The 13,184-nt window shown below is 36.3% G+C and carries 10 protein-coding genes; 5 read left to right on the top strand and 5 right to left on the bottom strand.

Annotated features, from left to right (window positions below; all coding sequences use genetic code 11):
- Window positions 1–2: 2 nt before the first annotated feature.
- Entirely contained in the window at window positions 3–1,301 is a 1,299-nt protein-coding gene (locus tag GX311_00995) for a paraquat-inducible protein A (GenBank protein ID NLK14955.1), read from the bottom strand.
- Between the two features lie 101 nt (window positions 1,302–1,402).
- Window positions 1,403–2,341 (bottom strand): M23 family metallopeptidase, encoded by a 939-nt coding sequence (locus tag GX311_00990; GenBank protein ID NLK14954.1) that lies wholly within the window; start codon window positions 2,339–2,341, stop codon window positions 1,403–1,405.
- Between the two features lie 411 nt (window positions 2,342–2,752).
- Between GX311_00990 and clpB the strand changes: the two genes are divergently transcribed.
- Window positions 2,753–5,344 (top strand): ATP-dependent chaperone ClpB, encoded by a 2,592-nt coding sequence (clpB, locus tag GX311_00985; GenBank protein NLK14953.1) that lies wholly within the window; start codon window positions 2,753–2,755, stop codon window positions 5,342–5,344.
- Window positions 5,345–5,350: 6 nt separating this feature from the next.
- Here clpB and GX311_00980 read toward each other — a convergent pair whose 3' ends face one another.
- Both GX311_00980 and GX311_00975 read right to left on the bottom strand, forming a co-directional pair.
- Window positions 5,351–6,358 (bottom strand): ABC transporter ATP-binding protein, encoded by a 1,008-nt coding sequence (locus GX311_00980; GenBank protein NLK14952.1) that lies wholly within the window; start codon window positions 6,356–6,358, stop codon window positions 5,351–5,353.
- A 12-nt stretch (window positions 6,359–6,370) separates the two neighbouring features.
- On the bottom strand, window positions 6,371–7,390 hold the full coding sequence (locus GX311_00975) for an iron ABC transporter permease (protein NLK14951.1): 1,020 nt from the start codon (window positions 7,388–7,390) through the stop codon (window positions 6,371–6,373).
- Between the two features lie 209 nt (window positions 7,391–7,599).
- Between GX311_00975 and GX311_00970 the strand changes: the two genes are divergently transcribed.
- From GX311_00970 to GX311_00955, 4 genes are all read left to right on the top strand, one after another.
- A complete protein-coding gene (locus GX311_00970; GenBank protein NLK14950.1) occupies window positions 7,600–9,201 on the top strand; it encodes a S41 family peptidase in 1,602 nt (533 codons plus the stop codon).
- Between the two features lie 74 nt (window positions 9,202–9,275).
- Window positions 9,276–9,863, top strand: coding sequence for a nicotinamide mononucleotide transporter (locus GX311_00965; protein NLK14949.1), 588 nt, complete (start codon window positions 9,276–9,278; stop codon window positions 9,861–9,863).
- Between the two features lie 173 nt (window positions 9,864–10,036).
- Window positions 10,037–11,056 carry a hypothetical protein gene (locus GX311_00960; protein NLK14948.1) on the top strand — a complete coding sequence of 340 codons (1,020 nt, stop codon included), beginning with the start codon at window positions 10,037–10,039 and terminating at the stop codon, window positions 11,054–11,056.
- Between the two features lie 195 nt (window positions 11,057–11,251).
- Complete coding sequence (locus tag GX311_00955; protein NLK14947.1) at window positions 11,252–12,253, top strand: virulence RhuM family protein; 1,002 nt, start codon at window positions 11,252–11,254, stop codon at window positions 12,251–12,253.
- A gap of 31 nt (window positions 12,254–12,284) precedes the next feature.
- On the opposite strand, the gene GX311_00950 is transcribed toward GX311_00955, so the two are convergent.
- Window positions 12,285–13,181, bottom strand: a complete 897-nt coding sequence (locus tag GX311_00950; GenBank protein NLK14946.1) for a YitT family protein — start codon at window positions 13,179–13,181, stop codon at window positions 12,285–12,287.
- Window positions 13,182–13,184: the final 3 nt, after the last annotated feature.

Genomic DNA, 13,184 nt, shown 5'->3' with positions numbered 1-13,184 from the left:
ATCTATTCTGATTCTATTCCGTTCTGTTTTAAGTGTTTGCTTACGTAATAAGCGAACACAATCCCGCTAAAGCAGAAAGCAGCAAACAAAAAGAATCCTATTTGTAATACTGTGTGTTCATGTGTTGAAACCATATTTAGCTCTTTAATATTGCTTAAGTGATCTAATTGACTGCCAATCAAACTTCTAAATCCAATATAAGACATAAATATTGCAACAACCATAACATCAGCCATTGACCATTTTCCTGATTTCAAAGCAAAAAAGCGGGTGATTTTATTTCTATATATTCGTTCTGGAAACGGATAAGCAAATACCGATACAATCAGTTTTAATGTAGGAAATATAATGCTGAAAGTAAATACTAATGCGCCGATAGCTGCTGTTTGAACGTCGCCATGTTCTATAAGTATCTTCACTAAGTCAATAACACTTTTGCTTTCAAAAAATAGTACCTGATCATAAAAAACGATGCTCTCGCCTAATAATTCAAAATTAACTTCTGAAATTCGCGCATCAATTTCAATCATTGGCGTTAGCAATCCCCCTAAGAGTAACGTAAGAACGCCAAGCAATCCAATATAATATTGACACCCGTTTCTATAATTTTGTGGAGTAAGAAAATAGAAAACAAAAACAACTGTAATGCAAATTAATATAATCCAGGTCCTACGCCATGATATTGTTGTCAGTTCAATGTTTTGCTCATTTAACCACGTTACACAATCATCGTAATTGTCAAATTCATACTTTGTCGCTAAAATTTCTTGAATATTTACATTATCAGTTGAGTTGGTTTGATCCATGAACTCATTGAATTTTTGCAATATAGCGTCTTTTAGCTCCACCTTATTTGACTCACTAATAATAGATTTGACAATTTCGTCGGACCACTGTGGAACCTGTTTTTTAAACTTTTCGGAATCAAATACAATCTCGTATGCAACAGTCTTAAATGCTTGTGTGAGCCAGTTCCCTTGCCGTTTATCCTGATTTAAGTATATCTCAATTTGATTAATAAGCTCATACAATGCCTTTTCAATTTGGGTATGCATTGTCTGTTTAAGGTTGTCGTCAAACTCAAGCTCATCGACCTTTTTAATAATAATGTCAGATAGTGTAGATTTCCATTTATCAACATTTAAAAAACCAAATCGGATGTTATTTGAGTAAGCTAAATCTGAAACATACTGCTGTCGCTCTCTAGAATTATAATAAAGTTTGTTTAACTCATAAATAGAGATTCCTAATAAAAACAAGGAAGCGAGTGTAATAGCAGTTTTTATGAGTATCTTTTTCATTTTAAAGATTTTGTGTAAAGTGTGCTATAATTGTTACACAACATTGCCTTAAGCCAAATAGCTTAAAATTAAAGAGATATAAATATTGTTTAATAAGGAAATTATTTATGAACAATAGCTTTATATTGTTCATCAGTTAGATCGTCAATGTAGTAATATAGAGGATTAACAGGATTGTTGTTTTTTCTTACCTCATAATGTAGGTGTGGACCTGTGGAAACTCCAGTATTGCCAACTAACCCAACAAGCTTTCCTCTTTTAACCTTGTCACCAACTTTCACACTACATTTTTGTAGGTGAGCATATACAGTTTTGTATCCAAATCCATGGTTAACTATTACGCGATTTCCGTAACCACTGTCCCAACCTGTTGCTACGACAATACCATCGCCTGTAGCATAAACAGGTGTGCCATACATCGCCGCATAATCAACACCAGTGTGCTCTTTCCACTGTCTGAAAACAGGGTGGTATCTTCTTCCAAAATAGTCTGAAATTCTAAAGTAGTCACTTTTTAATAGTGGACTTATACCAGGTTTGCAAGCAAAAAACCTTTTCTTTTCAAGACTTAGTTGACTCACCTCTTCAAAAGATTTTTCCTGTATTTTTATTTGATTTTCAAGAATATCGGCTTTTTTAAATACTCGTGCAAGAAGTTTTCCTTGATTAAACACATCAAACTTTTTGTATCTGTCAACACCACCAAAACCAGCTTGTCTAATGGTTGAAGGAAGTGGAGTTAACTCGGCATAATTGCGATATAGATAGTCATCCTTTTCTTCAATGGAAGATAGAATCTCTGCTTTTTTGTCTAGTCTTGACTCCATCTTCAAAAGACCAGAAACCAATCTGTTGTTTTGAAATTTAAGAAAGACACCAGTTGGGGTATGATGTAGAAAAATAGCTCCAATGTAGAACAGTACTCCTAAAACTACACCTATAGCTGTAAAGAGACCAATTTTACGAAAGAGCTGCTTCTTTGTCGTTTTATGCTCTTTGAAAGTTAGTGTATCTGGATCTAAAATGTACCTTTTACCCATGCAATAAACTTTATGTTGATACGAAGCACAACATATTTTACGGTTACAAAAATAATATTAAAAATATACAATACAAACTTTTGAATTATTTTTTGACGAAAGTGCTCATTTTTAATATAAGTAACCGTTGTTATTTTGTATAAAGGTGTACAAAATCATGACAAAATGACACAGATAAATAATAAAATAAACGCCAATTTGACACTAGTAAAATAAGATCTTAATAAGAATTATCTATTATTAAGACAATAAAGCATGTTTCTAAGATGCTGATTCTCATTGTTATACATATGTTAATAAAAAGCTAATTGTTCTATGCCTTTATCAGATAATGTGTAGGTGATTTTTTCGGCAAAAAGTTTGAAATATAATGTGAAATATTTGTTGAAAAAAAAATTAAAAAATTATATGATGAATTTAAATCAATTTACAATAAAAGCACAAGAGGCTGTTGAGAAATCCTTGTTTAAGGTTCGTGAACTTGGTCAGCAATCTATTGAGGTTGTTCACCTTTTATATGGACTATTGACTATTGAAAATAGCGTAGCCGCAAGACTTATTGATAAATCAGGAGCTAATAGCCAACAAATATTACCGATTGTTGAGTCAATGGTTAGAAGCTACCCGAAAGTAACAGGTGCTGAGCCCTATTTATCGAATGAAGCACAGCAAACTTTATTGAATGCAACCAATATTGCTCAGAAAAACCAGGACACATATACATCGGTTGAGCATATTTTGCTTGCAATAGTAAAAGGTAAGAGTCAGGCTGCAAAGATGTTGTCTGATTACGGAGTTGACGAAAAGTCGTTAGAAAAAGCTATAGAAGATTTGCGCAGAGGATCAAAAGTTACCTCTCAGACAGCTGAGGAGACTTATGATGCTTTAAATCAATACGCAATAAACCTTAATCAGCTTGCGCTCAACGGAAAACTCGATCCAGTAATTGGGCGCGATGAGGAGATACGCCGAATATTACAGATTTTAAGCCGCAGAACTAAAAACAACCCAATTCTAATAGGTGAGCCCGGTGTTGGTAAAACCGCAATAGCTGAGGGTTTAGCGCAAAGAATTGTTAAAGGCGATGTGCCCGAAAACTTACGCTCGAAACAAGTCTATTCGCTTGATATGGGAGCTCTTATTGCAGGAGCCAAGTACAAAGGGGAATTTGAGGAGCGTTTAAAAGCCGTTATAAAAGAGGTGGTTGAGTCTGATGGAGCAATTATTTTGTTTATAGACGAAATACACACTCTCGTTGGCGCAGGAAAAAGCGAGGGTGCAATGGATGCAGCCAACATTTTAAAACCAGCTTTGGCGCGTGGCGAGCTTAGAGCCGTTGGAGCGACAACCTTAGACGAATATCAGAAATATTTTGAAAAAGATAAGGCTCTAGAACGCCGTTTTCAAACCGTTATGGTCGATGAACCCGATGTTACAAGTGCTGTGGCAATTTTACGAGGACTTAAAGAGAGATACGAAAATCACCATAAAGTCAGGATTAAAGACGAGGCTGTTGTGGCTGCCGTAGAGTTTAGCCACAGATATATCAGCGACCGTTTTTTGCCCGATAAAGCAATTGACTTGATGGACGAAGCAGCATCGAAACTTAGAATTGAGATAAACAGCGTGCCAGAGGAGATTGACAATTTAGAGCGACAAATATTGCAGTTAGAGATTGAACGAGAAGCTATTAAGCGTGAGGGAATTAAGGATAAACAAAAGGAGATTGAGGGCAGACTCGCCAACTTAAACGAGGAGCTTAAAGAGCATAAAAGCCGTTGGCAGCACGAAAAGCAGATTATTGAGGAGCTACAGTCATGCAAGCAAAGCATTGAGCAACTGCGCTTTGAGTCGGAGAAAGCTGAGCGCGAAGGCGATTTTGGAAAAGTTGCCGAAATCCGCTACGGTAGGATAAAAGAGGCTGAGGACAAAATTGTTCAGCTGCAACAAAAGTTGCAAGAGGCTCAATCAGACAACCCGATGATTAAAGAGGAGGTCGATGCTGCCGATATAGCCGAAGTGGTCTCAAGGTGGACTGGAATTCCTGTTGCAAGAATGCTTAGTGCCGAGCGTGACAAACTACTACAGCTTGAAGATGAACTACATAAGCGTGTAGTAGGGCAAGATGAAGCAATCGTTGCCGTTGCCGATGCAGTGCGCAGGAGTAGGGCAGGGCTTCAAGATACAAACCGACCAATAGGCTCATTTATTTTTATGGGTCCGAGCGGTGTTGGTAAAACTGAGCTTGCAAAGGCTCTCGCTGAGCAACTTTTTGATAATGAAGACCGTATGACAAGAATCGATATGAGCGAATATCAGGAACGCCACTCTGTTTCACGTTTGATTGGTGCACCTCCCGGATATGTTGGTTACGACGAGGGGGGACAGCTTACCGAAGCCGTCAGACGCAAGCCATATTCGGTAATCTTGTTAGACGAAATAGAAAAGGCGCACCCCGACGTATTTAATATACTTTTGCAAGTTTTAGATGATGGTAGATTAACCGACAACAGAGGCAGAACAGTCGATTTCAGAAATACAATTATTATTATGACTTCAAATCTGGGAAGCCATTTGATACAAGAAAAATACAAAAACTTAAACGTTACAAATCAGCACGAATTGCGTGAAGAGCTACAACCGGAATTATTGCAACTTTTGTTGCAAACAATTAGACCTGAGTTTGTTAACCGCGTTGATGAGATAATTGTCTTTACTCCGTTAATGCCAGAGGTTATAAAAGAGGTTGTAAGAATTCAGTTTGGAAGGCTTGCACGTTCATTAGAAAAAAATAATATTAGCATATCAATTACAGATAGTGCTGTAAATCACATAGCAACAATAAGTTACGATCCTGTATTTGGAGCAAGGCCCGTAAAACGAAATCTTCAAAGATTGGTAATGAACGATATGGCAAAAGAGATTATATCGGGAAATATTACAGGTTCATCGGAAATTGAAATCGACTTTGATGGAGAAAAAATTGTTTTCAACAATCTGTAATACAGATTAATAGATAGAAGTAATATGAGTAAGTAGGTCTTCTAAAGATTCGAAAGTCTCTGTTTCAGAACCGTCAACAACTTCCCAAAACAGGGATTCGTTGGCGGTTTTTATTTTAATTATCAAGCTGTTAGAATAATCGTCAGAGCCTATGCCGTAACGCATTAGAGCTTTTTCTGTCCATTTGCAGAGGTAAGGCTCGCCACACAGCTTTACAAATTTGGTAGGCTTGGTGTCAATTCTAAATTCGTTTTGTTCTATATCGAAAACAACGTCTGAATTTTCAAATATCGAGTTAAGAAACCTTGTCATAACAAGCTCTTCGGGGATAGAGTCAATTATTGAGCGTCCAAAAATTAACCACATATAGTCGGCGTTGCCCAATACCGTTGGCAAGTCGTGTGACGAAAATATAATGATTTTGTCTAACTGTCGCGACAGCTGTCTCATAAGGTTAACCATCTCGAATTTGTTTACAATATCAAGGAAAGCCGTAGGCTCGTCTAAAAGGATAATGGGAGTGTTTTGCGCAAGACTTCGGGCAATTAAGGTACGTTGTCGCTCACCATCAGAAATTTCACTTATGAGCGAATCCCTCAAATGTAAAATTTTGGTATCGACCATTGCGCGATGTATAATTTTCAAGTCATCGTCAGAGAGTTGACCAAAAATATTGCTGTATGGATATCGACCAAGAGCAACTAAATCACGGACTTTAAGGCTTTTGTTAATTTCATAAGATGTCCCAACGTAGCTTATCAATTTTGCACGACTTAATCTGTCAATGGTTGAAAGCTCTCTGTTGTTGATATAGATGTTGCCCTTCAGTGGATTTAGCAATCCTGCTATGGTTTTAAGTAGAGTGCTTTTCCCTTTACCGTTAGAGCCAACAAGTGCAATCAGCGAACCGCATTCAGTTGTTATATTAAGGTCTGTTAATACAGGCTTGCGTGTTTTGCCTTTTCCGTATCCTATAGTTAGGTTTTCAATTCTTAATTGTAACTTATTTTCCATCTCCCAAAATAATTAAAATGAAGAACTGAATTTATGGTTTTTCAAAACTATCCATATCACTACAGGAATACCCAAAAATGCAGTAACGCTGTTTATAGGCAACACTCCTGTGTAACCCGGCATTTGAGAAACTGTATCGGACAAAAGCATTAAAATAGCACCTATAATAGATGAGTAAAATATAAGTGTCTGATGGTTAGTGGTTTTTGTTAATAATCGTGCTAAATGTGGAACCATAATCCCAATAAAACCAATTGGTCCGCAATATGCCGTCACGCTTCCTGCTAAAAGTCCGGTGGCGGTAAACACCAACACACGAAACCTTAAAATATTCATACCGGATGTACGTGCATAATCTTCGCCTAAAAGCATTACGTTTAGCTGTTTAGAGCTTAATAGGCTTAGTAAAACACCTGCAAAAACTGAAACTGCAAGCCACACAAGTTGCTGCATATCAACCGCCCCTAAGCTACCCATTGTCCATATTACATAAGCCTTTAGCATGGAGTCGGGGCTAAAATATTGCATTATCCCAATAAAAGCCGAAATTCCGCTACTAAACAAAATGCCGAGAATAAGCACCGTCATAATATCTCTAATGCGGAATGAAACCACAAGTAAAAGCATTAATACTGCCATAGCTCCAGCCACCGCTGATATTATTATCGTGCCGTTTCCTAGCTGATTGACTGCAGATGCCAATCCAAATGAGCCAGCACCAAGCATAACCAATGCCACTCCAAGGCTCGCACCACTACTAACACCCAATATATATGGACCTGCCAGAGGATTACGAAAAACAGTTTGCATTATCAACCCGCTGACTGATAGGGCTATACCAACAAGTATTGCGGTTAGTGCCTTTGGTAACCGATATTGGAAAAGAGTAATATAAACTATATCTTGCGTGTCGCCGGAAAAAATAGCTTGCCAAATCTTGCTAAATCCAATATTTGACGACCCAACTGATAGGTTTAGAACAAATGTCGCAACCAATAGCAAAAAAAGTATAATCGTTTTTATGCGTTTCATTTTTTCAACTGACCTACAAAGGTGGCAATTTTTTACAAGGTAAAGTAAATTTTGTAAAGGTAAAAGTTAAAAGGAGCTATAAGAAAGTGCTTTTAACTAGCGATATGTTAATGTTTTCATAAAATATGATGTCAGACCGACTTTTTGAAGTCAATAAAACTTATCTTTGACGTTGTTAAATTTTAAGCTATTATCAAAATTTTATAATTATGCGGTATTTTTTCAAAACTTTAGCACTAATAATTTCCTTATTGATTTTATTTCCAATGGCTTCGCATAGCCAATTTCTCTCCGAAGAAATTTTAAAACTTATGCGTGTTTTAAATTTAGTCGAAAATAATTACGTCGATACGGTTAACAAGTATAAAATAACCGAAGCTGCAGTAGTGGGAATGTTAAAAGAGCTTGACCCACACTCTTTTTACATCACAAAAGAGGAGTTGCAGAAGGTCAACGAAGATATGTCGGGAGCATTCGAAGGTGTTGGCGTTCAGTTTAATATAATGGACGACACTTTGATGGTTGTATCAGCAATCACCGGAGGACCTTCTGAAAAAGTTGGGATTTTGGCAGGAGACAGAATTGTAACTGTTGATTCGGAAAACATTGCAGGAGTTGGTATTAACAACGATAAAGTCTTTAAGTTACTGCGCGGTCCAAAAGGCACGAAAGTGGATTTGGGAATCAAACGTAAAGGCGTGCAAGGCGTTGAAACCTATACTGTTATACGTGATAAAATCCCTATTAACAGTCTCGACGCTGCATACATGATTAACGAAAACACTGCCTACGTTAAGCTTAACCGTTTTTCTGCAACCACCATGAAAGAGTACCGAGAAGCAATGTCGAAGTTAACGAAACAAGGTGCAAAGCATTTAATTCTCGATTTAACTAACAATGGCGGTGGGTTTTTAGATATGTCAACACAATTAGTTGATGAGTATTTGGACAAAGACAAGCTAATTGTTTATACCGAGGGAGAAAAGTCGCCAAAAGAGGTAATGAACTCAACTTCTCGCGGTAGCATGGAGACAGGTAAAATTGTTGTAATGGTTGACGAGGGCTCGGCTTCGGCTTCTGAAATCGTTTCCGGGGCAATTCAAGATTGGGATCGAGGTGTAATCGTAGGACGAAGAACTTTTGGCAAAGGATTGGTTCAAAAACAGTATCCGCTTAACGATGGCTCTGCAATCCGCTTGACTGTAGCACGTTATCATACGCCAACAGGAAGGGTTATACAGCGACCTTACGGCAAAAACGACAAAGAGTATCATAAAGACCTTTCAAAAAGATATCAAAGAGGAGAGATGTTCTCGGCAGATAGCATAAATTTTCCCGATTCACTTAAATATAGCACTCTAAGGTTAAAACGCACAGTTTATGGCGGTGGTGGCATTATGCCCGATATGTTCGTGGCTATTGATACATCATACTCTTCAGATTTTTTGAAAGCAATGAACAGAAGAGGCATTCAAAGTCAATTTGTATTAAACTATATCGATAGAAATCGAGAAGAACTTACCAATAAGTATAGCGATTTTTCACATTTTTTGACCGACTTTAAAGTCGATGAAAACATTATGAAAGAGTTGATTGAGCATGCCGAAAAAAGTAATATTAAACCAAAAGATGGAGATATAGAGATAAGTGGTCGAGCTATTGAACTACAACTGAAAGCCCTGTTTGCTCGAAACTTGTTTGAACAGGACCATTTTTATCAAATCATAAATGAAATTGACCCTATATACAACGCTGCTGTAGAGATTATTACTAATGATAATCTTTATAATCAGATACTTAATAAAAAATAGGTAAAAAATATTAGTTTTATGTAGGCAAATCGAAAATTTTTTATTGGTTTTGATTTGCCTTTATTTATGTCATTATGGTAGTGTTACAATGGGTTGTTGAAAATTGGATTGAGGTTGCCGCAGTTCTACTCTCCTTTATTTATATGTATCTATCCGTGCGCCAAAACATTCTATTGTGGCTATTTGGGCTTATTTCATCGGCACTATATATCTATATCTATTACAAATCACTTTTTTACGCCGATATGTCGCTACAAGCCTATTATGTTGTTATAAGTATTTACGGGTGGGTACACTGGAACAAAGGGAGTGGCGACCAAAAGAGCGTTAAAGTCACAAGAGCATCAGGCAAAGTACTTATTGGAACCGTATTAGCCTCGTTTATTCTGTGGTTTGTTATCTACAAGATATTAAAACTAACCAATTCCGATGTGCCTGTAGGAGATGCTTTTACTACAGCTGCCGCAATTGTAGCTACCTGGATGTTGGCACGCAAACTATTGGAAAACTGGCTATTTTGGATAGTAATAGATTCTGTTAGCGTTATTCTCTATGTATATAAAGGGCTGTGGGCTACAACGGTACTATATGTAGTTTACACAATTGTTGCAGTAATCGGCTATTTTAGTTGGAGACGTGATATGATGAGAAATACAGAATAACTAATTTCTGATAATAATTCTGAGGATGAGTCAGGAATAGATTAGGTTTTTAAATAGCTTAGTATGATAAAAATTTCTATTAGTATTTTATTAAGGAATGTTGTATCTTTGTTTAATAGGTTGTATGTTATGGTCAAGGTTAAAAAGGGATTAGTAATATAAGAATGGAGAACATGGAAACAGTAATTTATCAAAACGGAATTAGATACGTTGAAAAACAATATAATACTGAATCGGATTTTGAAAGGTTGGTTGTTGAAAATTCTAAGACATTTTTTGGTGAAGACACAATATTTGTTGATGTGAAAAAGAAAATTGACAACGACTCTTTGGGTGGTGTAATTCCAGATGGTTTTTTGATAGATTTTTCTGATAAAAACAATCCAGAGTTTTATTTAGTTGAGGTAGAATTAGTTAAACATAGCTTCTTTAATCATATATTTCCTCAAATAACAAAGTTTTTTGCTTTTTTCAAAAATCCTGCCAGTCAAGGAAAGTTGATTGAAAAGTTATATACGATATTTGAAAGTGACGAGCCATTACGCAAAGAATTAAAAACAAAAATCGGTAGTAAAGAAATATTTAAATTTGTAAAAGATACGATTGAAAACAGTCAGAATATTCTTTTAATTATTGACGGTGAGAAAAAAGAATTACCTGAGATAATAGAAACATATACAGATACATGGGGAAAAATGGTGAAGGTTGCTATATTAAAAGAATATTCTCCAATGGAAAATTATAGTAATTCGATATTCACATTATCTCCAGACTTTGAGAATATTGAAAACATCGATATTGTTACTGAGAAGAAAGATGAAGAGAAATCAAAATCAGTTTATTCTGAAAGCTTTCATTTAGAAGGCGTTGACGACAAGGTGATAGCTATCTATATAAGGATTAAAGAAGCATTAATTGATAAAATACCTACGCTGCAATTTAATTCGCAGAGATACTATATTTCTCTGCGAAAGAAAAGAAATTTTGCCTTCTTAAAAATAAGGAAAAAGAAAATTGGAATAGTTGCAATGTTGAAAGAGGAAAAAATAAGAGAGAAAATTAAGAAACATGAAATATCATCCTTAACTGAAAGCGTTCAGAAATTTTATAATGGACCTTGTGCACGAATTGAAGTTGAGAATGATAAAAACCTTGATGAGATAATTAATTTGCTTATAGAAATACAAAAATAATCAACTTCAGTCTCTAGCATTGTATACTAAGAAACATAATAGAAACGGATAGTAATTTTGTGTAAATCCCAGTGAATAATAAAATAAAAATGTCACCCAAAAAACCATTCGCAAGCACAAAAATCTTCATGCAACGAATAAGCCACCTATTCGCCGCAAATAATGCAACGATAATTCCTAATAAAGAAGTAAACAATGTTACCCGAGAAATCAAACAGTGAAATTTTACTATACCAAACAGAAGACGGACAGTTAAAAATTCAGGTTCGTTTAGAGAATGAAACCGTGTGGCTTACCCAAGCGGATATGGTCGAGCTGTTTCAAACCTCAAAACAAAATGTAAGTCTGCACATTAAGAATATATTTGACGAAGGAGAGTTAGATGAAAATTCAGTTGTCAAGGAATACTTGACAACTGCTACTGATGGAAAAAACTACCGTATAAAGCATTACAATTTAGATGTCATAATATCAGTCGGTTACAGAGTAAAGTCCCTTCGTGGTACCCAATTTCGCATTTGGGCAACCGAACGCTTACGAGAGTACCTGATAAAAGGATTCACAATGAACGATGATTTACTAAAGCGTGGTGGGGGCTACTTTGAGGAGCTACTCGAACGTATCCGAGATATTCGCTCATCAGAAAAAGTTTTTTATAGAAAGGTTCTTGAGATATACGCCACAAGTATAGACTACGACCCAAGAGCGAGTATTACTCAACGCTTTTTCCAAACAGTTCAAAACAAACTACATTGGGCAACTCACGGACACACAGCTGCCGAAATTATTTTTCAAAGAGCCAATGCACAGTTGCCATTTATGGGCTTAACAGCTTTTAAAGGAAGAAAACCTACAAAACAGGAAGTTAGTGTAGCTAAAAATTACCTTACCGAAGAGGAATTGTCGGTATTAAATCGCTTGGTATCAGCATACTTAGATATTGCAGAAATCAACGCCATGCAACGTAAGCCAATGTACATGAAGGAGTGGATTGAAGTGTTGGACGGTTTTATCAAAATGAGTCGTCAAGATGTTTTGACACATGCAGGAAAAATTTCGGCAGAAATAGCCCAAAGTAAAGCATTAGCAGAATACGAAACCTATAAAAGCAAATCAGCAGATGAGTTATCAGAAGTTGAAAAACAGTTCATTGCAAGTATTGAGCAAGCCCAAAAGAAATTAGAAGGTAGAAATTAGAAATCTACCTTTTAATTCTATCTTATAATTTCTAATTTCTAACTTTATCTGTTAGGCTTTTAAACCCTTTCCCAAGAATCTCATTCGCCTCAATAACCGTCATAAAAGCGTCAGGGTCAACAGAGTGAATAAAGTCTTCTAATAGAGCAACTTCGCGACGGCTAACCGATGTGAAAATTATTTTTTTCTGCTCACCATTATACATGCCTTCGCCTGTGATAAATGTTCCACCGCGGTTTAAATCTTCTATAATTTTACGCCTTATCTCTTCGTGCTTATTGCTGATAATAAACAGAGTACGATCGTAGCTCATACCTTGCAGGACTACGTCAATAACTTTGCCCATAATAAAAATGGTAATCCATGAATACAGAGGTACTTTCCAATCGCCGAAAGCAACCAAACCAATTATAACAATGCACGAATCGACAATTATCATAAGTTGTCCCAACGGCATACGTGTATATTTGCCAATAATCATGGCAATAACATCTGTTCCTCCACTTGAAGCGCGTGCTCTGAAAATAAAGCCCACACCTATTCCCATAAGCAATCCTCCAAAAATTGATGCAAGAAGATCATCGCCTTCAATAAGTGGTTTATATTCAGATAAATATCCTAAAATATCAACAAAAGCAGCAGTTAAAACAAACCCAACAATCGTTTTAGTGCCAAAGCGAGGACCTAAAAGTCTTGTTCCAATTATCACCAAAGGAATGTTAAAAAAGAGTGCAGTCATACCCACAGGCAAATTCAGAGTATGGTGTAAGACTATGGAAATACCATATACACCACCAGGCACAATTTTATGAGGCGTGATAAAAAAGACATACCCCAACGATAGAATAAACGTTCCAATAAGGATATTGCCGTATGCAGCGAACCAACGCTTTGTAAAAGGTTTTTCGTATGATATAAATTTTCCCATAAT

The organism is Bacteroidales bacterium (assembly GCA_012519055.1).
GTDB lineage: Bacteria > Bacteroidota > Bacteroidia > Bacteroidales > Salinivirgaceae > JAAYQU01.
Note: the sequence above shows the minus strand (reverse complement) of the source record. Positions and strands in the feature narration are given on the sequence as shown.